The sequence below is a fragment of the Stenotrophomonas sp. Ps181 genome (assembly GCF_025697425.1).
GTDB classification, from domain to species: domain Bacteria; phylum Pseudomonadota; class Gammaproteobacteria; order Xanthomonadales; family Xanthomonadaceae; genus Stenotrophomonas; species Stenotrophomonas sepilia.
The window spans coordinates 367,686-389,910 of the sequence record NZ_JAHWBI010000006.1 but is presented as its reverse complement, the minus strand read 5'-3'; the positions used below and the strand labels follow the sequence as shown (position 1 = coordinate 389,910).

The window sequence follows — 22,225 nt, the reverse complement described above, 5'->3', positions numbered from 1 at the left end:
TCAGGCCGGACGGATATCCAGCTGCGGCATCAGCTGGAACTCAGGCGTGTCCCCTTCACGTCGCCGCGGCAAGGCCTGGATCGCCGCCAGCATCTCCTGCGCGCAGGTGCGGATGCGCGTGTGGTGCTCCGGCGACGCATGACTGATCAGGCTGCCGACATGGAACTCGAACACGTCCTCCAGCACGTCGGGCTGGTCCTCGTGCAGCATCTGCAGCAGACCGCGCAGCTTGCAGATTTCCGATTCCAGCTCCTCGACCGCGAACAACATGGCATCCTCCTTCGACAACAGGCGGCACATCCGGGCCGCAACAGGCTGCGACGGCAGCGCCTCCCGGGCCACGCGCGATGTTGATCACGGAAAGGAAAACGGGCGACGCGCAATCGCGTGCAACCTACTTCTCGCATATGCGCAGTGATGCAACCGTTAATTCACGTGACGACGCGTTTCACGCAGTGGCCGTGATCGCGTTGATGCGAGGCACCTGCACCGCAGTGGCCAACGCGTCGACGAAAGCCGGATCCAGCGCGAGCGAACCGAACCAGCCATGCTGGGTACCGCTGAGCACACGCAGCATGTGGCCACGCCCACCCGGCAGGCGCCCCATCGGGCCGAGCAGCACGTCGCGCGCCTTCGCCCAGGCATCGTGATCGGACTGGAACAGCGGCGTCAGCCAACGGCTCCAGCGCTGGTAGACCGCAACGTGTGCCCTGCGCTGCGCCTGGTAGGCCTGCAATGCCGCGGCACCACCACCATGCGCGCGCAAGGCATCGCGCAGCGCCAGCGCATCGAGCAGCGCCATGTTCACGCCCTGGCCCAGCTGTGGGCTCATCGCATGCGCGGCGTCGCCGGCCAGCACCATGCGGCCGTGATGCCAGCGCGTCATCACCGCGTCGCGGTAGACGGCCCGTGCCAGCTGGCCGGCGTCACGCAGATGCGAGAAGCGTGCACTGGCCTGCGGCCACAGCGCATGCAGTTCGTCCAGCCAGGGCGTCATGCCGTCGGCCTGCCAACGTTCGAAATCGGCGCGTGGCAGACTCCAGAAAAAGCTCAGGCGCGGCGTGTCATCACCAGGCCGCGTACCGACCGGCAACAGCCCGATCATCTTGCGCGCGGCCACGTAGCGTTGCCGCAGCTCCTGCAGGTGTGGCCAGTCTTCCGCCGGCAACAGGCACCACAGCGCACCCCACGGATACACGCGATCCAGTCCGTTACCGTCTTTGATCGTGCCGCGCAGCGTCGAGGCCGCACCATCGGCGGCCACCACCAGGTCGAACGCACCGTGCAGGCGCCCTTCGCTGTCACGCAGGAGGCCGTGCTCGGCGTCCACTGCAGCGATGCTGACGCCGGCATGCAGCTGGCCCGCACCCGCGCGCGCATCATCCAGCAACGAGAACAGGGCCCCGCGCTGCATGCCAAGGCCGTGCAGGCGTGCGTCCAGGCCGGCGTAGCGCATGTCCATCACTGTGCGTTCGCACGGCGTATCGCCGTACAGGCGATGCACCGGCGCGGCATGCGCGCGCACGGCGTCAAGCAGGCCCATCTGCCACAGCACCTGCAGGCCGCTGGGCTGCAGCAGGAAACCGGCGCCAACCGGTCCCGGCGTGGGCACACGTTCGAAGATCTCCACCTCGTGGCCATCACGGGAGAGCAGGATGGACAATGCTTGTCCAGCGGTGCCGTAGCCGATCACGGCGATGCGCAGTCGTTCCTTCATGGGCGCATTGTGCCCGAGCGCAAATCCGGATGCCCAGCGGGGCCTCCGCCCACGGCAGCGCAATTCCTGTCGCAGCGCAAAAAAAACCCCGCCGAAGCGGGGTTTTCAACGCACTGTCGAGTGGATCACTCGGCCGGCGTGATGTTCGAAGCCTGGGCGCCCTTCGGGCCCTGGGTCACGTCATAGGTGACACGCTGGCCTTCCTGCAGGCTGCGGAAGCCCTTGGAGTTGATGGCGGAGAAGTGCGCGAACACGTCGGCGCTGCCATCCTCCGGCGAGATGAAGCCAAATCCCTTGGCGTCGTTGAACCACTTGACGGTACCGTTCGGCATGGTGATGCGAGACCTTATGCAATGAATGGGTGGTGTACGCTGAACCCGCGCACAAGCTGAGTATGCAAAGCTTGCTCGGGGAAGACAATCACCCCCGCGCCAATTCGCCCACCAGTTCCGGAAGTCCGTTGCTGGCCGCCTGCACATTGGCCAGCACTTCGGCCATCGTAATCTCCTCGCCATCACCGCAGCCGGCGGCCCAGTTGGCGATGATCGCCAGGCAGGCATAATCCAGCCCCAGCTCCCGTGCCAGTGCGGCTTCCGGCATGCCGGTCATGCCCACCAGATCGCAACCGTCGCGGCGCATGCGGGCGATTTCGGCGATGGTTTCCAGGCGCGGGCCCTGCGTTGCGCCATAGCAGCCACCGTCATGGACCGTGACACCGGTCACTTTGGCTGCCGCCAGGATCTTGCTGCGCAGCATCGGCGTGTACGGATGGCCGAAATCGACGTGGACCACGTCGGAGCCTTCTTCTTCACAGATCGTGCTGATGCGGCCCCAGGTGTAGTCGATGATCTGGTCCGGGCAGGCGAGCACGCGCGGACCGAAGTTCTCGGTGATGCCACCCACCGTGTTCAATGCCAGCACCCGCTGCGCGCCCAGCTGCTGCAGCGCAGCCAGGTTGGCGCGGTAGTTGATCTTGTGCGGCGGCAGCGAATGCCCCTCGCCATGCCGCGCCAGGAACGCCACGCGATGGCCGAGCAGCGTGCCCACGCGCACCGGACCGGACGGGCGGCCGAAGCGGGTGTCGACCTCGTGGGTCTGCACGTCGTCAAGCTTGGCCAGGTTGTAGACACCGGTACCGCCGATCACGGCCAGGGCGATCTGTTGCATTCGAAGCACTCCATGAAAAGACGAACGCCGGCACCCGAGGATGCCGGCGATGGAAAAGACGCGCCGCGGGCGGTCGCGCTGTTATTCCTTCATTGCGTAGATGGCCGGCACGCAGCGCAGGGTCTCGTTGACGTCCATGCCGAAGCCGAACACGTAGCGGTCCGGCAGCTCGATGCCCGCGTAATCAGCGGTCACATCAGGCAGCGCACGGTCGTGCTTCTTCACGGTCATCGCAGCGATGCGCACATCGGTCGCGCCCTGTTCCAGGCACCAGGTGCGAACGCCCTGCAGGGTGTAGCCCTCGTCGAGGATGTCGTCGACCAGCAGCACGCGGCGGCCGAACAGCGAGGTGGCCGGCTTGTGCTTCCAGACCAGGTCACCGCCGGTGGTTTCACCGCGGTAGCGGGTGGCGTGCAGGTAATCGAACTGCACGTCCTGGCCGCGCGCGCCCAGTTCCAGCGCCAGCTGGCCGGCGAACGGCAGCGCACCATGCATGATCGACAGGAACAACGGCACCTCGCCCTTGTAATCGCGCGCGATGGCGTCGGCGATAGCAGCGATGGCCTTGTCGATGGTGGGGCGGTCGACCAGCAGGTCAGCCTGGGCCAGGGCCTGGGAAATGGTGAGGTTGGGCATCAGACGGTTCTTCCAAGGGTTTCAAGCAGACGGGATTGGGTGTCGCCATGGCGGGCATCGGCCAGCAGGCCGTCCCAGCCGAGCGCGCCGCGGCCGAGCAGGCCCAGCAGCGCAGCAGTATTGAGGGAGCGTCCCTGCACCGCATGCAGGGCTTCATCGACCAGTTCCGGATGGCAGACCAGCACCACGTCGCAGCCGGCGTCCAGGTGCGCGTGCACGCGTGCCGGCACGCCGCCGGCGCTGTGCGAGGCGGCCATGCCGATGTCATCGGAGAACACCACGCCGCGGAAGCCGAGTTCGCCGCGCAGGACGTCCTGGATCCAGCGTGGGGAATAGCCGGCGGGCTCCGGTGCCACCTGCGGATAGATCACGTGCGCCATCATCACCGCATCGGCACCCGCGGCGATGCCGGCCTGGAACGGCACCAGGTCCTGCGCGCGCAGTTCGTCCAGCGCGCGTGGATCGATCGCGGTATCCACGTGGGTGTCCTCCAGCACGGTGCCGTGGCCGGGGAAATGCTTGAGCGTGGCGGCCATGCCGACCGCGTGCATGCCGCGCACATAGGCTGCGGTGAACGCGGCCACGACCTGCGGGTCTTCACTGAAGGCACGGTTGCCGATGGCGCGGTTGCCGCGGCCAAGGTCGACCACCGGGGCGAAGCTGAGATCCAGGCCGCTGGCGCGGACTTCACTGGCCATCAGCCACGCGTGCTGCTCGGCCAGCGCCAGGGCCTGCTGCGGGTCGGTGGCGTACAGGGCACCAATGTCCTGCAGCGGCGGAAGATCGCTGTAACCCTCGCGGAAGCGCTGTACGCGGCCGCCCTCCTGGTCCACGCAGATCAGCTGCGGGCGCGGGGCAGCGGCACGGATGGCCGCGCTCAGATCGGTCACCTGCTGGCGCGACGCAAAGTTGCGCTTGAACAGCACCACCCCGGCCACGGCGTCGTGCTGCAGCCAGTCACGTTCCTGGGCGGTCAGTTCGGTGCCGGCAACGCCGATCAGCAGCATGGTCGATCTCCACAACGCGCGCCCGCATGGCGCAGTGCCGCATTGTCGCAGAACCGGCCGACAGGCGCAGTGGTCAAGGCAAAAGGGAAACGTGGGGGTCAGAGCCCCTGCGGAGATCCGACCCCGGCGTCAGATCCCCGCAGGGGGTCTGACGCCGACCTGCTCAGACCTTGCAGCCGTCCGGGCCGCAGGCCTCGTCACCGGCTGCGGCAGCCGACGCCCCCTGCTCGGCAGCAATCTGGCGCAGGGCGTTGGCGAAGGCTTCGGGTGGCTGCGCCCCGGAAATCGCCCACTTGCCATCGATCACGAAGGTCGGCACCGAAGAGATGCCCAGTGCATGGGCCTGCGCCAGCTTGGCGTCGACCTCGGCCAGGCCGCGGTCGGAGGCCAGCATCTGCGCGATTTCGCCACCGTCCAGGCCGCCTGCCACGCCGGCCTTGATCAGCACCGAAGGGTCCGCCAGGTTCTGCCCATGTTCGAAGTGGACGCGGAACAGCGCTTCACCCACCGCATCCTGCACGCCTTGCTCGCCGGCCAGCCACAGCACCCGGTGCGCCGGCAGCGTGGTCACCCGCACCTGGCCCTGGTTGAAATCCATCGGCAACCCCTCCGCGCGCGCGGTGGTCTGGGTCTGGCCGAGGATCTGCTCGGTGCGCTCGACGCCCCCGAACTTGCGCGCATAGGCCTCGCGCAGCGGCACCGGGGTGGCGTCCGCATCCGGGTCCAGCTGGAACGGCTGCCAGTGGATATCGAGGTCAGGCGCGTTCGGGCCCAGCAACTGCACCCCCTGCTGGAAACGATGCTTGCCGATCCAGCACCAGGGGCAGACCACGTCGGAGTAGATGTCGATTCTCATGTCCACGACATGGGGACCGCCTCCCCCGATAAAAGGGGACGGAGGGGATTAAGTCGCTTTCCGCACAGGCGGGGTAAAGACGACTTAATCCCCTCCGTCCCCTTTTCTTGGGGTTTTCACCACTCTGAATACGGGCGGCTGGCAAGCGCGACGTTGTAGTAGCGGGCGTCATCGGTCACTTCGGCGCCGACCCAGTCCGGCAGGTCGATGGCCTGGTCGGCGCTTTCCAGCTCGACTTCGGCCACCACCAGGCCGGCGTTGTCGCCGAGGAACTCGTCCACTTCCCAGGTCAGGCCGGCGTGTTCGACCAGATGGCGGCGCTTGTCGATCAGGCCGCCGACGCACAGCGCCAGCAGTGCGCGCGCGTCCTCCACCGGGATCGGGTAGTCGAACTCCTGCCGGGTATGGCCGAGGGTGCGCGACTTCAGGTTCAGCGCGGCGTGGTCGCCTTCGATGCGCACGCGCACCGAGGCGTTCTGGGTGCCGCGATCGAGCGCGCCCATGTCGTTGATGTAGCCCTGCGCCATCGGGATCACCCGATGCGCGGCGGTGCGCCAGCCATCGCTGCTGACCAGGAATTTGCGTTCGATCTCGATGCCCATGGCGCAATTATGCGCCACGGGTGATGACAGCGGCTCAGCGCTTTTCGAATACCGCGATGCTTTCCACGTGCGCGGTGTGCGGGAACATGTCCATGGCACCGGCGCTGACCAGGGTGAAGCCCTGCTCGTTGACCAGATAGCCGGCATCGCGCGCCAGCGAGCCCGGGTGGCAGCTGACGTAGACGATGCGCTTGAACTGCTTCAGCGGCAGCTGCTGCAGCACTTCGATCGCGCCCGAGCGCGGCGGATCCAGCAGCAGCTTGTCGAAGCCCTGGCGCATCCACGCCGTGCTGCGCTGGTCCTGGGTCAGGTCGGCGCTGAAGAACTGCGCGTTCGCCAGGCCGTTGCGCTCGGCGTTCTCACGCGCACGCGCGACGAGGCCGGCATCACCTTCCACACCCACCACTTCACGCACACGGCGGGCCAACGGCAGGGTGAAGTTGCCCAGGCCGCAGAACAGGTCCAGCACGCGCTCGTCCTCACCCGGCTGCAGCAGGTCCAGGGCGTGGGCGATCATCTTCTCGTTGAGCTTGGCGTTGACCTGGATGAAATCCAACGGGCGGAACGCCAGCTCGACATCCCACGGCGCCAGCCGGAACGACAGCGCCACGCCCTGCCCGTCCAACGGCTGCACGGTGTCCACGCCGCCGGACTGCAGGTAGATCACGAACCCGTGCTGCTGGCCGAAGGCGGCCCAGGCCGCGCGGTCGGCATCGCTGAGCGGCCGCAGGTGGCGCACGGTCAGCACCACCGCCTGGTCACCGGCGATGAATTCGATCTGCGGGATGTCACGCTTGCCATCGAGCGTTTCGATGAAGGTGGACAACGCCTCGACCTTGGTGCCGATCTCCGGAATCACGGTCAGGCACTGGCTGAGGTCGGCGACGAAACGCGGATCCTGTTCACGGAAGCCGACCAGGGTCTTGTCCTTCTTCTCGACCCGGCGCACCGAGAAGCGGCCCTTGCGGCGGTAGCCCCAGCTCTCGCCGACCAGCGGCGCAAGCACGGTGCCCGGCTTCACATGGCCGATCCGCTCCAGGTTATCCATCAGCACGCGCTGCTTGGCGACGATCTGCTGGTCTTCGTCCAGGTGCTGCAGCACGCAGCCGGCGCAGGTACCGAAATGGGGGCACTTGGGGGTCACCCGCTGCGGCGAGGCCTGCAGCACCTCCAGCGTGCGCGCCTCGTCGAAATGGCGGCTGCGGGCAGTCTGTTCAGCCATCACCACCTCACCGGGCAGGGCGCCGCTGACGAAGGTGACCTTGCCGCCCTCGCCTTCACGGCGGGCGACACCGCGACCATCATGGCTGAGGTCGAGGATCTCGGTCTGGAACGGGGTACGGTCGGTGCGGGAGCGGGATCGGGCCACGTGGCAACAGGCTGCGGGCAAAAATGGGGGCGTATTGTCGCAGATCCTGACCGATGGGGCCCGGACCCGCTTGCGCCCGTGGCCGCCGTGCTTGATGATTGGGACAGCTGACATGGAGGCAGCCCTGATGCAGATGACCCCGCGGGCCGCACGGCCCCGCTTCCTGCTTGTCGAGGACGACATCATCAGCCGCGGTTTTTTCAAGGCGGCGTTGGAAACGTTACCGGCGGATGTGGACACCGCAGATTCGCTGGCCAGTGCCCTGGCCAGTGCCGAGCCCGGCTCGCATGACCTGTGGCTGATCGACGTCAACCTGCCGGACGGCAATGGCGCGCAGCTGCTGCGCGAGCTGCGCCGATCACATCCGGACACGCCGGCGCTGGCGCATACCGCCGACGGCGATGCCAACATCCACGCCCGCCTGCGCGAAGCCGGCTTCAGTGACACGCTGGTCAAGCCACTGGGCCGCGACCAGCTGCTGAAGGCCGTGCGCCGAGCGCTGGTCAACAGCCCGGCGGGGATCTTCGTGGCACAGGCCCCGGCCGCGGTCGAACTGGCCGTACAGGACTGGGACGAGACCGCAGCCCTGGCCGCGCTCAATGGCCAGCGCAACCATCTGATCGCCCTGCGCGAGCTGTTCCTGGCCGAGTTGCCCGGTGTGCGCGACGCGGTCGAGCAGGCGGTGGACCAGCACGACGAGCGCCAGCTGCGCAGCCAGTTGCATCGGCTGCAGGCGAGCTGTGGCTTCGTGGGGGCGGCCCGGTTGGGCCGGGCGGTGCGTCAGCTGCATCATGCACCGGAATCCAGGCCAGCCCAGGATGGGTTCCGCGCGGCGGTGGCGGCCCTGCTGCATTGAGGACTGTTCGGCAGGGCTGCGCCCTGCACCCGCAGATGCTTCAAGCCAGAGCAACACCAAAGGCCAGGGCCAGAGCGGCTCTGGCCTTCTGCTTGTTGGGCGGGCCGGTGTGGGTGGGCAGGACACGCCGTAAACCCCCCTCCGGGGTCCGGCCCAGCCGCTGGCGGCTGTGCGTTCGGGCGCTTGCGAAGCAGTGCTTCGCAAACAAACCGCCCTCACCCATGGGGGCTCGATGGCGCCTTGCTCGTGTGCGCTGTCCTGCGCACACGGCAAGACCGGGGTTGGGCGTCCTGCCCAACCCGCCCGAGGCATGCCTCGGGCCCATGGCGCCAACGGTCCTGCCCACCCACATCGCCCCACCCCCGACAGATTTCTGGTGACGGTTGGACCATCCACGCCATGCGTGGATGAATTTCTGTCAGGTGTCGAAATCAATCCGGGGTCGGATCCGTTTTCCTGCGGAAAACGGATCCGACCCCACGCCGTTCCGACAGCTCGCAAGAATCTGTCGAAGGCGGGGTGGGTCCGGTTGCGAGAGTGTCCGCGGCATGGATGCCGCGGCCAAGCCCCCAGGGACGGGTTTACGGCGTCTCCCGCAACCGGACCCACCCCGCCTACCCACGGTTAGCCAGCTTTTGCCGTTGACGTTGACGTTGATTCGGCTTCGGCCTCGGCAGGTGCAGGGCTGCAAGCCCTGCCAAAGCCCCCCCTACCTGCGCGGCGCGAGCTGCTCGAGCATTTCCCAGGACTTCAGGCCGCGCGGCCCCAGGTGATGGGCCAGCACCCGCCGCATCGGCAGGCGCAGGCTGGCCAAATCGGCGGCATCCGGCTCTTCGTCGGCCGCCAGGGCCAGCAGCGCCGAGCCAGTGGCCGCCGCCCGGCGCTCCCCGCCGCGCTCGCTCAGCAGGCGCTGCGCACCCTCCTGCGGGTCCAGTTCGTACCGCGCCGCCGGGTCGATCGGCTGGCCATCGCTGGCGCTGTCCAGCGCGAAACCCAGGCCCAGCGCAGACAGCAGCTCGCGTTCGAAACGGCGCAGGGTCCAGGCCAGGCCTGCGCCCACCGCCAGCCGCGCACGCGCCTCGCCGTAGGCGAGGTACAGCTCCGGCAGCGGGTCCTGGCGCGGGGCCAGGCGCAGGGTCAGTTCACTCAGGTAGAAGCCGGCCAGCATCGCCTGGCCGACCAGGCGTGGCGCGGCATCCAATGCTTCAGCGCCGCGCAGCTGGGCCAGTTCCCCCCGCTGCTGGGCACTGAAGCGGATCCACTGCAACGGCTGCAGGGCGGCGCGCAGCACCTGGCCCTTGGCAGTGGACACGCCACGCGCAAGCAGGCCGATACGGCCATGCTGCGCGCTCAACACTTCGACCAGCAGGCTGGTCTCGCGGTAGGCCCGTGCATGCAGCACGAAGCCGGTGTCGTCCTCGATCATCATCGAAGCGACCGTCGCGGCTTATTCGTAACCGAAGGCCTTCAGCGCGGCCTCATCGTCAGACCAGCCTTCACGCACGCGCACCCAGGTCTCCAGGAACACCTTGGCCCCGAACAGACGCTCCATCTGCAGGCGGGACTTGGCGCCGATCTCCTTCAGGCGGGCGCCGCCCTTGCCGATCACGATGGCCTTCTGGCCTTCACGCTCGACCCAGATCACCGCACCGATGCGCAGCAGGTTGCCGTCCTCGGTGAAGCGCTCGATCTCGACAGTGGTGGCGTACGGCAGTTCCTCGCCGAGCTGGCGCATCAGCTGCTCACGCACCAGTTCACCGGCCAGGAAACGCTGGCTGCGGTCGGTGATCTCGTCCTCGCCGAACATCGGCGGGGCTTCCGGCAGCAGCTTCAGCACGTCGCGCACCAGCGCTTCCAGGCCGTTGCGCTTCTGCGCGGAGATCGGATGCACGGCGGCGAAGTCGCGACCCTCGGTCACCTGCTGCAGGAACGGCAGCAACGCGCCCTTTTCCTTCAGGCGATCGATCTTGTTGACCACCAGCACCACCGGGATGCCGGCGTCGCGCAGCACGTTGAACGCCAGGCTGTCCTCTTCATCCCAGCGACCGGCTTCGATCACCAGCAGGCCGGCATCGACGCCTTCCAGCGAGCCACGCGCGGCGCGATTCATCACCCGGTTCATCGCCCGCTTCTGCACCTTGTGCAGGCCGGGGGTGTCGACCAGCACCAGCTGGCCTTCCGGATAGGTGGCGATGCCCAGCAGGCGATGGCGCGTGGTCTGCGGACGGTTGGAGACGATGCTGACCTTGGCGCCGACCAGGGCATTGGTCAGGGTCGACTTGCCCACGTTCGGGCGGCCGATGACGGCCACGCTGCCGCAATGATGGGGAGTTTGTTCGCTCACTTGGAATCCAGTTGTTCTAGGACGGCCGCAGCCGCCTGTTGTTCGGCAAGCCGCCGCGAGGCGCCTTCGCCCTCGGTGCTGGCGGCCGGGTCGGCTACGTTGCAGCGTACCCGGAAGTGCTTGGCGTGGTCGTCACCGGATTCTGACACCAGTTCATACTGCGGCAACGCCTTCTGTCGGGCCTGCAGCCATTCCTGCAGGCGGGTCTTGGGGTCCTTCTCGGGCCGGCCGGAGGCCGGCAGTGCCTCGATCGAAGCGCTGAACCAGGGCAGTACCACCGCCCGGCAGGCCTCGAAACCGGCATCCAGGTAGATCGCAGCCACCACGGCTTCCACCGCGTCGGCCAGGATCGAATCACGACGGTGGCCACCGGACTTCATTTCGCCCGGGCCCAGGATCAGCCGCTCGCCCAGTTCCAGGGTACGTCCAATCACCGCCAGCGCGCCCTCACGCACCAGTTCGGCGCGGGCACGGGTCATCGCGCCCTCGTCAGCCTTGGGCCAGCGTCGGTACAACGCCTCGGCCGCCATCATGTTGACGATGCTGTCGCCCAGGAATTCCAGGCGCTCGTTGTGTGGCGCACCGGCGCTGCGATGCGTCAGCGCCTGCTTCAGCAGCGCCGGGTCGCGGAAGGGATGACCGATCAGGTCACCACGTTGGAAAGGTTTATTCGGCACCGCTTCGGGTCAGGTCCTGGGATGAATCGAATTTGCCAACCACATCCAGGTTGCCGACCAGCGGACGGCGCACTTCGTAGTTGACCTTGAGGGTCCAGCCATTGTCGCGACGGTCGAACTTCACGTTGGCCGGCTTCACGTTCTCCGAGTAATTGATGTACAGGCGCTTGAAGAACAGATCCTGGATCCGGGCCGGCTCCATGCTGCCCACGCCCGGCTCCTTGGCCAGGCTCTTCATCGCCGAGCGCACCGCGTAATACTCCTGGTACATCGGGAACAGCTTCATGCCGATGTAAAGGAAGAAACCGACCACGATCAGGACCGCCAGGAACGAGGTCAGGGTCATGCCACGCTGCGTGTTCATCGTCTTCATTGCGTTCTCCCCAGATACGCGTTGGATGTGAAGGTACTCAGTTGATGCTCGAGCCGATCCGCGACGGCTCGAAGCCATCCTTGCAGAACCAGCCCTGGCAGTTCAGCCAGATCAGGAAGGCCTTGCCGCGCAGGTTCTCTTCAGGCAGCAGGCCCCAGAAGCGGCCATCGTCGCTGTTGTCACGATTGTCGCCCATCACCAGGTACTTGCCGGCCGGTACGGTCCACTGGCCCTGGCCGCGTGGATAGTCGGTCTCCAGCACGGTATGGGTACGGCCCGGCAGGTGCTCGACCAGCAGGTTGGCGCCCTCGCCCTGGCCCTTGTGGCCGGCGTAGATGCCCTTGTTGTCGTACTTCAGCGGTTCGCCATTGAGGATCACGCCGTCGCCCTCGAAGACCACGGTGTCACCCGGCACGCCGATCACGCGCTTGATGAAGTTCTCGCCCTTGGCCGGGTCGTTGTCGCTGTGGCCGGGGAAGTGGAACACCACCACGTCGCCGCGCGACGGCTCGCCGAAGGGGACGATCTTGGTGTTGCTGATCGGCAGGCGCAGGCCGTAGGAGAACTTGTTGACCAGGATGAAATCGCCGATCAGAAGGTTCGGCATCATCGAGCTGGACGGGATCTTGTACGGCTCGGCGATGAAACTGCGCACGATCAGCACGATCGCCAGCACCGGGAAGAACGCTCGCGAGTAGTCCACCAGCACCGGCTCGGAATCGAGCAGGCCCGCACGCTGGGCGCGACGCTTGGCGAGGTACAGCTTGTCGGCGAGCAGGATCAGGCCCGAGGCCAGGGTCAGCACGACCAGGAGGATCTCAAACAGTTTCATTCAGGGTCCTTTGCAACGTCACCAGACGACCGGCCCCGCGAGGCCGGTGCGGGCTTACTTGTTGTCCATCTGCAGTACGGCCAGGAACGCTTCCTGCGGGATCTCCACGCGGCCGACCTGCTTCATGCGCTTCTTGCCTTCCTTCTGCTTTTCCAGAAGCTTCTTCTTGCGCGAGACGTCGCCACCATAGCACTTGGCCAGCACGTTCTTGCGCATCGCCTTGACCGTGGTGCGGGCGATGATCTGCGAGCCGACGGCGGCCTGGATGGCCACGTCGAACATCTGCCGGGGGATCAGGTCCTTCATCTTCTCGCACAGCTCGCGGCCGCGGCGGTCGGCGTGGCTGCGGTGCACGATCAGCGACAGTGCGTCGACCTTGTCACCGTTGATCAGCACGTCAACGCGCACGAACGGGCCAGCGTCGAAGCGCACGAAGTGGTAATCCAGCGAGGCATAGCCACGGCTGACCGACTTGAGCTTGTCGAAGAAGTCCAGCACCACCTCGGCCATCGGCAGCTCGTAGCTGATCTGCACCTGGCTGCCCAGGTAGTTGATGCCGATCTGGCTGCCGCGCTTTTCTTCGCACAGCTTGATGATGTTGCCGATGTACTCCTCGGGCGTGAGCACGTTGGCGCGGATGATCGGCTCGCGGATCTCCTCGACCTGGTTCACCGGCGGCAGCTTGGCCGGGTTGTCCATGTTGATGATCGAGCCGTCGGTCTTCAGGACCTCATACACCACCGTCGGCGCGGTGCTGATCAGGTCCAGGTTGTATTCGCGTTCCAGGCGCTCCTGCACGATCTCCATGTGCAGCATGCCCAGGAAGCCACAGCGGAAGCCGAAGCCCATCGCTTCGGAGCTTTCAGGCTCGAAACGCAGCGCGGCATCGTTCAGGCGCAGCTTGTCCAGCGCTTCGCGCAGGTCCGGGTAGTCCTCGGCATCGACCGGGAACAGGCCGGCGAACACGCGCGGCTGCATTTCCTGGAAGCCCGGCAGCGGCTTCGGCGCCGGATCGCCGGCCAGGGTGAGGGTGTCGCCGACCGGCGCACCATGCACGTCCTTGATGCTGGCGGTGACCCAGCCCACTTCACCGGCACGCAGCGCCGGCAGCACCTTGCGCTTGGGAGTGAACACGCCGACGTTGTCGACCTGGTGGTTGCGGCCGGTCGACATCACCTGCAGCTTGTCACCGGCCTTGATCTCGCCCTGCATCACGCGCACCAGCGAGACCACGCCCAGGTAGTTGTCGAACCACGAGTCGATGATCAGCGCCTGCAGCTTGTCGGTGTCGCGCGGCACCGGCGGCGGGATGCGATGGACGATCGCCTCCAGCACGTCCTGCACGTTGAGGCCGGTCTTGGCACTGACCGGCACGGCGTCGGAGGCGTCGATGCCGATCACGGCCTCGATCTCGGCTTTGGCGCGCTCGATGTCGGCGGTGGGCAGGTCGATCTTGTTGATCACCGGCACCACTTCCAGGCCCTGCTCCACTGCGGTATAGCAGTTGGCCACCGACTGCGCTTCCACGCCCTGCGCCGCATCGACCACCAGCAGCGCGCCTTCGCAGGCGGCCAGCGAGCGGCTGACTTCATAGGAGAAGTCGACGTGGCCGGGGGTGTCGATGAAGTTCAGGTGATAGGTCTGCCCGTCCTTGGCCAGGTACGGCAGTGACACCGATTGCGCCTTGATCGTGATGCCACGCTCGCGCTCGATGGGATTGGAGTCGAGCACCTGCGCTTCCATCTCGCGGGCCTGCAGGCCACCACAGAGCTGGATGATGCGGTCGGCCAGCGTGGACTTGCCGTGGTCGACATGGGCGATGATGGAGAAGTTGCGGATGTTCCGCATCGAATCAGAAGACATAGGTGGCGGCGGCGCGCGGCGTCGTCAGGGTAACGGTCGATTATCGCATGCCCGGCGCCCGGCCGCGAAAACTGCCTCATCGGACCGGGTCCAGAACGGACGAAGCCCCGCCGGGGCGGGGCTTCGGGGGGCGGGGCAGGCACCGCCGAAGGCGGCCCGGCAGGGCCTTACTGGCCGGCCTTGACCGCCACGAAGGCGCTGTTGCCGTTGGCCGTGCGGACCAGCAGCATCACCACGTCGTCCTTCTTGAAGCTGGACAACGCCCGGTTCAGGGCATCCACGCTGCCGACCGCAGTGCGGCCGACCTGCAGGATCACCATGCCCGGCGACAGGCCGGCATCGCGTGCCGCCTGGCCCTTGACCCCGGTGATGCGCACGCCTTCATTGCCGTTGAGCCCCAACTGCTTGCGCTGGGCCGCGTTCAGGTCGCTGACGTCCAGCCCCAGCAGGGCGTTGGCACCGGTCTGCGGAGCCGCCTCGCCACCGCCAGCCGACGGCCCGCGGGCATTGGCCTGCCCGTCCTCGCTCAGTGCGGTCAGCGTGGCACTGAGCTCATGCGGCTTGCCGTCGCGGTAAACCACCAGGTTCACCTTGCTGCCCGGCGCCATCGCACCGATCAGCGGCGGCAGGTCGGACCAGCTGTTGACCGCGCTGCCGTTGACCGAGCGGATGACGTCGCCCACCTGCACGCCGGCCTTGGCGGCCGCACTGCCGGCCACGATCTGGTTGACCAGCGCGCCGCGGCTGTCCGGCAGGCCCAGTCCCTGCGCCTTCAGCGAATCGATCGGTTCGACCACCGCGCCGAGCTGGCCGCGGGTGACCTTGCCGCTCTTCTTGATCTGCTCGACCGCGCTCATCGCCAGGTCGATCGGGATCGCGAAGCTGATGCCCATGTAGCCGCCGGAGGCCGAGAAGATCTGCGAGTTGATGCCGACCACTTCGCCGCGGGTGTTCAGCAGCGGACCACCGGAATTGCCCTGGTTGATCGCCACGTCGGTCTGGATGAACGGCACGTAGCGCTGGTCGGGCCCCCCCGTACTGCGGCCGACGGCGCTGACCACGCCGGCGGTAACGGAATGGTCGAGGCCGAACGGCGAGCCGATCGCGACAACCCATTGGCCCGGCTTGAGGGTGTTGGAATCACCCACGCGCACGGTGGGCAGGTTCTTGCCATCGATCTTGAGCAGGGCCACGTCGTACTGCTGGTCGCTGCCCACCACCTTGGCGGTGAACTCGCGGCTGTCGCCCAGCTTGACCTTCACCTCGCTGGCGTCGGCCACCACGTGGTAGTTGGTCAGTACGTAGCCATCGGGCGAGATGATGAAGCCCGATCCCATGCCACGCCCCTTGATGCTGGGACCGCCATCCTGCCCACCCGGCCCCTGCCCTGGCATCGGGAAGTCAGGGCCGAAGAAGCGGCGGAAGAACTCCGGCATGTCATCGTCGCCCATCGGGCCGCGCGAGGCCTGGCGGTTGTTGCGGACGATGGTGGTGTCGACGTTGACCACGCCCGGGCCGACCTGTTCGACCAGGTTGGTGAAGTCGGGCAAGCCACTGACCAGCGGTTGTGCAGGCGCCCGCGGCGCCGCGGCCGGCGCAGGCTGGGCCGGGGCGGCAGGCGCAGGCGCCTGCGCGCAGGCCACCAGGGGAAGGGTCAGGGCCAGCAGGCCAAGGGCCTGCGTGCGAAGTCGGGGAGTCATCGGACGGCAACCTCCGGGTCGGATGGAAAGAGGAATACGGGCCCCGCCGACGGCGGGGCGTGAAGGCGCCCGGCTCAGTCGCGCGGGCGCGGCGGCACCGGCAGGTCGTCCTGCAGGCGCGGCTCGAACGGGTAGAACGCGGCACCGCCGACGCGGGCCGGGAAACTGGCATTTAGCGCGCCGCCTGCGGTCGGCGCCAGGCTGGAGCGCGGCCACGGCCGGGCCTGCAGCCCGCTGACCTCACCGAATGGCAGGTTGCGGTTCGCGTTGACCGGTACGGTCGGGGCCAACGGTGCCTGCACGGCGGCGATGGCGCGCTGCGGAGCGTCATCGCGCTGGGCGGCACGCGCGGCCTGCTGGCTGCGGGTTGCACTGGCGCGGCGGGCGTCCTGGCGACGGCTGGAAGCGGCCATCGCCACAGCCGGCGCCGCCGCCACGGCCATCGCGGCGGTATCCACCGATGCTTCGGTCACCGGGGCCGGCGAGGTCGGCGCCGGCGGCAGTTCCGCCTGGCTGGCGATCACCTGGGGGGCCAATGGCTCGCCGGGAGTGGCCTCCTTCAGCTTCTCGCCCCCCATGAACAGGGCGACCGCAGCAACCGATGCGGCCAGAGCCGCGCCGCCGCCCCAGGCCCGCCAGCCACTGCGACGCACCTGGCGACGCGGCTCGGCCTGCGGCGTCGGCTCGGCCGCGATGGCGGCAGCCACGGCGGCGCTGAACCCGGCCGGAGCCAGTGCCGACGCCTGCCCGCGCATCACGTCGCCCAGCAGCTGCCAGCGCTCCTGGCAACCGGCCAGCTCGGGGTCGTGCTCCATCCGGCGCAGCAGGAAACGCGCTTCATCGGCGCCCAGCTCGCCATCGACCAGGGCCGACAGCTGCTCGCGATGGCGCTGGTCCAGGCGCTGCCCGGCGGGCGATTGATGGTTCTGCGATTCGTTGAACGGGTTACTGGTCATACGCGGCTCTTCTCACGGGTGGCGCTGCCGATGTCCAGCAGCGGCCGGAGTTCGGTGTCGATCGCCTCGCGCGCCCGGAAGATCCGTGAACGCACCGTGCCGATCGGGCACCCCATCTTCTGCGCGATATCCTCGTAGCTCAGGCCTTCCACCTCGCGCAGGGTGATCGCTGACCGGAGTTCTTCCGGCAGCGCGTTGACGGCCCTCATCACCGTCTGTTCCAGCTCCTGGCGCATCAACTCGCGTTCGGGCGTGTCGGTGTCACGCAGGCGCGTACCACTGTCGAACTGTTCGGCATCGCCGATGTCGATGTCATCGGTCGGCGGCCGTCGATTGTGTGAAGCCAGGTAGTTTTTGGCGGTATTCACGGCGATTCGATGCAACCAGGTTGAGAACTGGGCATCGCCACGGAAACTCCCGATCGCGCGGTAGGCACGGATGAAAGTGTCCTGGGCGACGTCCTGACATTCGCTCCAGTCGGCGATGTAGCGACCGACCAGGGCCACCACCCGATGCTGGTACTTGCGCACCAGGACATCGAAAGCGGCACTCTCGCCGTGCTGCACGCGCCGGACCAGTTCCAGATCCAGCTCCTGTGGTGTATCAACCTCGGCCATGAGGGGCCGCACTCCTGTCAGCCCAACCGACGTCGGGCAATGAGACTGCCAATCCCGGGAAAAGTTCAGTCGCCGATCACCTGGCGCCGCACCAGCTTTTAACCACCGTTCCGTTAGCGTCCCGGTCCATGGCCATGGATCCGGGGGCGCCACTCCCCTGCTATTGGGATTTGACGCGAGGGAAACAACCTCTGGATCATAGCCGCTTCTCCATACACAACCGGATGGAACGTCCATGCTTTCAGGCTTCGATGGTCTCCGCTTCAGCCACTGGCACCCCGAGATCCGCGACGACGGCGTGGTGGTTCTCTCCCTGGATCGTCAGGACAGCAGCGTCAACGCGATGTCGCAGGACGTGCTGCTGGAGCTGGGCGACCTGCTTGAGCGCATCGCGCTGGACCCACCCAGGGGCGTGGTGGTCCAGTCGCTGAAGAAGGCCGGCTTCATTGCCGGCGCCGACCTGAAGGAGTTCCAGGAATTCGACCGTCGCGGCACCGTCAACGACGCGATCCGTCGTGGCCAGGCCACCTATCAGAAGCTGGCCGAGCTGCCCTGCCCCACCGTGGCGGCGATCCACGGCCACTGCCTGGGAGGCGGCACCGAACTGGCGCTGGCCTGCCGCTACCGCGTGGCCTCCAACGACAGCAGCACCCGCATCGGCCTGCCGGAAACCCAGCTGGGCATCTTCCCGGGCTGGGGCGGCAGCGCCCGCCTGCCGCAGTTGGTGGGCGCTCCCGCAGCGATGGACATGATGTTGACCGGCCGTACCCTGTCGGCCTCGGCCGCGCGTGGCATCGGCCTGGTCGACAAGGTGGTGGCGCCGGCGGTGGTGCTCGACACCGCCGTGGCGCTGGCCCTGTCCGGCACCACCCGCCCGTTCAAGCAGCGCGCGACGGCATGGGCCACCAACACCTGGCTGGCACGCCGGCTGCTGGCGCCGCAGATGGTCAAGCAGGTCGCACGCAAGGCGAAGAAGGACCAGTACCCGGCGCCGTACGCGCTGATCAGCACCTGGCAACGCAGTGGCGGCAAGCCGATCCAGGCGCGTCTGGACGCCGAGCGGCGCGCCGTGGTGAAGCTGGCCAGTACACCGACCGCGCGCAACCTGATCCGTATCTTCTTCCTCACCGAGCGACTGAAGGGCCTGGGCGGTGGTGATTCCGGCATCCGTCACGTGCACGTGGTCGGCGCAGGCGTGATGGGCGGCGACATCGCCGCGTGGGCCGCTTACAAGGGCTTCGAGGTGACCCTGCAGGACCGCGAGGAGCGCTTCATCGACCCGGCCATGGAACGCGCGCAGGCGCTGTTCGCCAAGAAGGTGCGCGACGAGAGCAAGCGCCCCGCCGTGGCCGCACGCCTGCGTGCCGACCTGGAAGGCAATGGGGTTGCCGAAGCGGATCTGGTGATCGAGGCGATCATCGAGAACCCGGAAGCCAAGCGTGCGCTGTACCAGACGCTGGAACCGAAGATGAAGCAGGATGCTCTGCTGACCACCAATACCTCGTCGATCCCACTGGTGGAACTGCGCGATCACATCCAGCGCCCGGCGCAGTTCGCCGGCCTGCACTACTTCAATCCGGTAGCGCAGATGCCGCTGGTGGAAATCATCCACCACGATGGCATGGCGCCGGAGACCGAGCGCCGCCTGGCCGCGTTCTGCAAGGCGCTGGGCAAGTTCCCGGTGCCGGTGGCCGGCAGCCCGGGTTTCCTGGTCAACCGCGTGCTGTTCCCGTACATGCTGGAAGCCGCCACCGCCTACGCCGAAGGCATCCCGGGCCCGGTGATCGACAAGGCCGCAGTGAAGTTCGGCATGCCGATGGGCCCGATCGAACTGATCGATACCGTCGGCCTGGACGTGGCCGCCGGTGTCGGCCGCGAACTGGCGCCCTTCCTGGGCCTGCAGATTCCGGCCGCGCTGCAGACGGTGGAACCGGACAAGCGTGGCAAGAAGGATGGCCAAGGCATCTACACCTGGGAAAACGGCAAGCCGAAGAAGCCGGACGTGGTCAGCGACTACCAGGCCCCTGCCGACCTGGAAGACCGCCTGATCCTGCCGCTGTTGAACGAGGCAGTGGCGTGCCTGCACGAAGGCGTGGTGGCCGATGCGGACCTGCTGGATGCCGGCGTGATCTTCGGCACCGGTTTCGCCCCGTTCCGCGGCGGTCCGATCCAGCACATCCGTGCAGTCGGTGCCGATGCGATCGTCGAGCGACTGAAGGCGCTGCAGCAGCGCCACGGCGACCGTTTCGCCCCGCGCCCGGGCTGGGACAACCCCGTCCTGCGCGAACCGGTGGTCTGAGTTCATCGGCCGGGCCTGCGGCCCGGCACCCGCAGAGGCAACGTCAAGTTCCACAGCAGAAGCCAGAGCCAAAGCGGCTCTGGCTTTTCTGTTTGTTGGGCGGGGCGGTGTCGGGTTGCGGGGACGCCGTAAACCCGTCCTTGGGGGCTTGGCCGCGGCATCCATGCCGCGGACACCCCGCAACCCGACACCGCCCCACCCCTGACAGTTTCCCGGTGACGGTGGGTGAACTGCGATGGCTGTAGGTGTCGACCTTGTTCGGCACGGATCATTACGAACTGGTGGGTGTCGACCTTGGTCGACACCAGGAGCGAAGCGACCCGCGTTTGATTTTGATTTTCTTTTTTCTTCTCCGTGGCTGGACGCACACGGAAACTGTCAGAGGTCGGGCGGGTGGGTTGCGCAGGACCGTTGGCGCCATGGATGGCGCCATCGAGCCCCCATGGACGGGTTTACGGCGTGTCCTGCGCAACCCACCCGCCCGGCCAAGCGCGGCTTTTGATCTTGCTTCCGCCTTCAGCGACCACCCCCACAGCCACGAGGGGCTGCGCCGTTGGCTGGAACAACCTGTTACCCATACGGGGAATGCCCCCGTCACAGCTGCATGCGATGCTGACCGCCTGATCCCTGCCAGCGAGAACGCCCGCATGACCACCATCATCGCCCCGCGCGTGCACGACATCGGCGGCCTCGAAGTCCGCCGCGCCGTCCCCACCCTGCAGGCCCGCAGCATCGGCTCATTCGTGTTCGTCGACCAGATGGGCCCGGCACTGATGCACCCCGGTACCGCCATCGACGTGCGCCCGCATCCGCATATCGGCCTGGCCACGGTCACCTATCTGTGGTCGGGCGCCATCGGCCACCGCGACACGCTGGGCTCCGATCAGGTGATTCGCCCCGGTGACGTCAACTGGATGACCGCCGGCCGCGGCATTGCCCATTCCGAACGCACGCCACAATCGGACCGCGACCATGACAACCCGATCCACGGCATGCAGACCTGGGTCGCGTTGCCGAAGTCGCACGAGGAAATCGAGCCGGCGTTCTATCACCATGCCGCTGCCACCCTGCCCGAGCAGCGCCGCAAGGGTGCCTGGCTGCGGGTGATCGCTGGCCGCGCCTATGGCGAGGAATCGCCGGTGAAAGTGTTCGCCGATACGCTCAATGTGGCGATCGATCTGGACCCGGACGCGGAAATCGACATCGACGACGGCCACCGCGAGCGCGCGTTGTACATCCTTGAAGGCGACGCGCAGTTGGATGGCGTGGACATCCCCGCGCAGCACCTGGTCATCCCCGAAGCCGGCGCACGCGGCCGCCTGCGCGCGAAGACACCGGTGAAGGCGATGCTGTTCGGTGGCGAGCCGCTGGATGGCCCGCGCCACCTCTGGTGGAACTTCGTGTCCAGTTCGAAGGAGCGCATCGAGCAGGCCAAGCACGACTGGGAGGCCGGCCGCTTCGGCACCATTCCCGGCGACGACAAGGAGTTCATCCCGCTGCCGCAGTACTGAGCATCGCGTGCTGCACACATCCGAGGGTGTATTCCTGCACCCGGCGTTGACGCTACAGTCACCCGCTGATCATTGAAATGTGACATAAATCACACTTTCGACCGTCAAAGGAGTGCAACACATGAGCATGGGTAAACGCTTGTCCGCCGAGTTCCTCGGCACGTTCTGGCTGGTTCTGGGGGGCTGTGGCAGTGCAGTGCTGGCCGCCAAGTTCGGTGGTGACGGCAATCCGCTGGGTATCGGCTTCCTCGGCGTGGCGCTCGCCTTCGGCCTGACCGTGGTGACCGGCGCCTATGCGTTCGGCCATATCTCCGGTGCGCACTTCAATCCGGCGGTCAGCGTCGGTCTGTGGGCTGGCGGCCGCTTCCCGACCAAGGACCTGGTGCCGTACATCATCGCCCAGGTTGCGGGCGGCCTGCTGGCCGGCTTCATCCTGCTGCAGATCGCCTCCGGCGCCAGTGGCTTCGCCATCGACGGCAGCCAGGCCGGAGCGTTCGCCAGCAATGGCTATGGCGCGCTGTCGCCCGGCGGCTACAGCGTGGCGGCGGCCTTCCTGTGCGAAGTGGTGCTGACGGCGGTGTTCCTGATCGTGATCATGGGTTCCACCCACGGCAAGGCACCGGCCGGGTTCGCCCCGCTGGCGATCGGCCTGTCGCTGACCCTGATCCACCTGATCAGCATCCCGGTCACCAACACCTCGGTGAACCCGGCCCGCTCCACGGCCGTGGCCTTTTTCGCCGGCAGCGGTGCGGTCAGCCAGTTGTGGCTGTTCTGGGTCGCCCCGTTGCTGGGCGGCGCGATCGGCGGCCTGATCTACAAGTGGATCGGCAACGACCGCTGATC

The 22,225-nt window shown here is 67.2% G+C and carries 22 protein-coding genes; 4 read left to right on the top strand and 18 right to left on the bottom strand.

Translation table 11 applies throughout. The annotated features are described in order from the left end of the window. The 9 genes from KXV01_RS16100 to rlmD all read right to left on the bottom strand — a co-directional run bounded on the left by KXV01_RS16100 (position 1) and on the right by rlmD (position 7,354). Positions 1–270, bottom strand: a complete 270-nt coding sequence (locus KXV01_RS16100; RefSeq protein ID WP_049413041.1) for a hypothetical protein — start codon at positions 268–270, stop codon at positions 1–3. A 178-nt stretch (positions 271–448) separates the two neighbouring features. Next, positions 449–1,717: an NAD(P)/FAD-dependent oxidoreductase gene (locus KXV01_RS16095; RefSeq protein WP_099495838.1), complete on the bottom strand. Its 1,269-nt coding sequence runs from the start codon at positions 1,715–1,717 to the stop codon at positions 449–451. Positions 1,718–1,842: 125 nt separating this feature from the next. Continuing rightward, complete coding sequence (locus KXV01_RS16090; protein ID WP_005410590.1) at positions 1,843–2,049, bottom strand: cold-shock protein; 207 nt, start codon at positions 2,047–2,049, stop codon at positions 1,843–1,845. Between the two features lie 88 nt (positions 2,050–2,137). After that, positions 2,138–2,884: an S-methyl-5'-thioinosine phosphorylase gene (locus KXV01_RS16085; protein ID WP_005418222.1), complete on the bottom strand. Its 747-nt coding sequence runs from the start codon at positions 2,882–2,884 to the stop codon at positions 2,138–2,140. Positions 2,885–2,965: 81 nt separating this feature from the next. Beyond that, positions 2,966–3,520 (bottom strand): hypoxanthine-guanine phosphoribosyltransferase, encoded by a 555-nt coding sequence (locus KXV01_RS16080; protein WP_005418223.1) that lies wholly within the window; start codon positions 3,518–3,520, stop codon positions 2,966–2,968. Further along, positions 3,520–4,527 carry a beta-N-acetylhexosaminidase gene (gene nagZ, locus KXV01_RS16075; protein ID WP_049413037.1) on the bottom strand — a complete coding sequence of 336 codons (1,008 nt, stop codon included), beginning with the start codon at positions 4,525–4,527 and terminating at the stop codon, positions 3,520–3,522. Before nagZ ends, KXV01_RS16080 begins: the two co-directional genes overlap by 1 nt. 163 nt (positions 4,528–4,690) lie before the next feature. Then, positions 4,691–5,383 carry a DsbA family oxidoreductase gene (locus tag KXV01_RS16070; RefSeq protein ID WP_263467916.1) on the bottom strand — a complete coding sequence of 231 codons (693 nt, stop codon included), beginning with the start codon at positions 5,381–5,383 and terminating at the stop codon, positions 4,691–4,693. A gap of 116 nt (positions 5,384–5,499) precedes the next feature. After that, positions 5,500–5,985 carry a CYTH domain-containing protein gene (locus KXV01_RS16065; protein ID WP_031270571.1) on the bottom strand — a complete coding sequence of 162 codons (486 nt, stop codon included), beginning with the start codon at positions 5,983–5,985 and terminating at the stop codon, positions 5,500–5,502. Between the two features lie 34 nt (positions 5,986–6,019). Next, a complete protein-coding gene (gene rlmD / locus KXV01_RS16060) occupies positions 6,020–7,354 on the bottom strand; it encodes a 23S rRNA (uracil(1939)-C(5))-methyltransferase RlmD (RefSeq protein ID WP_049413033.1) in 1,335 nt (444 codons plus the stop codon). 127 nt (positions 7,355–7,481) lie between these two features. Between rlmD and KXV01_RS16055 the strand changes: the two genes are divergently transcribed. Beyond that, positions 7,482–8,210 (top strand): response regulator, encoded by a 729-nt coding sequence (locus KXV01_RS16055; RefSeq protein ID WP_049438913.1) that lies wholly within the window; start codon positions 7,482–7,484, stop codon positions 8,208–8,210. A 709-nt stretch (positions 8,211–8,919) separates the two neighbouring features. Here KXV01_RS16055 and recO read toward each other — a convergent pair. From recO to rpoE, 9 genes are all read right to left on the bottom strand, one after another. Then, positions 8,920–9,639, bottom strand: a complete 720-nt coding sequence (recO, locus tag KXV01_RS16050) for a DNA repair protein RecO (protein WP_049445198.1) — start codon at positions 9,637–9,639, stop codon at positions 8,920–8,922. A gap of 18 nt (positions 9,640–9,657) precedes the next feature. Then, complete coding sequence (gene era / locus KXV01_RS16045; RefSeq protein ID WP_005410599.1) at positions 9,658–10,554, bottom strand: GTPase Era; 897 nt, start codon at positions 10,552–10,554, stop codon at positions 9,658–9,660. Further along, positions 10,551–11,231 (bottom strand): ribonuclease III, encoded by a 681-nt coding sequence (rnc, locus tag KXV01_RS16040; protein WP_014038085.1) that lies wholly within the window; start codon positions 11,229–11,231, stop codon positions 10,551–10,553. Before rnc ends, era begins: the two co-directional genes overlap by 4 nt. After that, a complete protein-coding gene (locus KXV01_RS16035; RefSeq protein ID WP_014038086.1) occupies positions 11,221–11,604 on the bottom strand; it encodes a DUF4845 domain-containing protein in 384 nt (127 codons plus the stop codon). The genes rnc and KXV01_RS16035 overlap by 11 nt, the downstream gene beginning before the upstream one ends. Positions 11,605–11,641: 37 nt before the next feature. Further along, on the bottom strand, positions 11,642–12,436 hold the full coding sequence (gene lepB / locus KXV01_RS16030) for a signal peptidase I (RefSeq protein WP_014038087.1): 795 nt from the start codon (positions 12,434–12,436) through the stop codon (positions 11,642–11,644). Positions 12,437–12,490: 54 nt separating this feature from the next. Beyond that, positions 12,491–14,284 (bottom strand): translation elongation factor 4, encoded by a 1,794-nt coding sequence (gene lepA, locus KXV01_RS16025; protein ID WP_049416245.1) that lies wholly within the window; start codon positions 14,282–14,284, stop codon positions 12,491–12,493. A gap of 182 nt (positions 14,285–14,466) precedes the next feature. After that, the gene (locus KXV01_RS16020) at positions 14,467–15,999 is read right to left on the bottom strand and encodes a DegQ family serine endoprotease (protein WP_099487554.1); all 1,533 of its coding nucleotides are present in this window, start codon (positions 15,997–15,999) and stop codon (positions 14,467–14,469) included. A 74-nt stretch (positions 16,000–16,073) separates the two neighbouring features. Further along, a complete protein-coding gene (locus KXV01_RS16015) occupies positions 16,074–16,955 on the bottom strand; it encodes a sigma-E factor negative regulatory protein (RefSeq protein ID WP_099494612.1) in 882 nt (293 codons plus the stop codon). Further along, positions 16,952–17,572, bottom strand: coding sequence for an RNA polymerase sigma factor RpoE (gene rpoE / locus KXV01_RS16010; protein ID WP_049416254.1), 621 nt, complete (start codon positions 17,570–17,572; stop codon positions 16,952–16,954). Before rpoE ends, KXV01_RS16015 begins: the two co-directional genes overlap by 4 nt. A 235-nt stretch (positions 17,573–17,807) precedes the next feature. Here rpoE and KXV01_RS16005 point away from each other — a divergent pair, with 235 nt between their 5' ends. From KXV01_RS16005 to aqpZ, 3 genes are all read left to right on the top strand, one after another. After that, complete coding sequence (locus KXV01_RS16005) at positions 17,808–19,871, top strand: 3-hydroxyacyl-CoA dehydrogenase NAD-binding domain-containing protein (RefSeq protein ID WP_049416256.1); 2,064 nt, start codon at positions 17,808–17,810, stop codon at positions 19,869–19,871. 647 nt (positions 19,872–20,518) lie between these two features. Further along, positions 20,519–21,382, top strand: coding sequence for a pirin family protein (locus KXV01_RS16000; protein ID WP_005418267.1), 864 nt, complete (start codon positions 20,519–20,521; stop codon positions 21,380–21,382). 121 nt (positions 21,383–21,503) lie between these two features. Continuing rightward, positions 21,504–22,223 carry an aquaporin Z gene (aqpZ, locus tag KXV01_RS15995; protein ID WP_032954396.1) on the top strand — a complete coding sequence of 240 codons (720 nt, stop codon included), beginning with the start codon at positions 21,504–21,506 and terminating at the stop codon, positions 22,221–22,223. Positions 22,224–22,225: the final 2 nt, after the last annotated feature.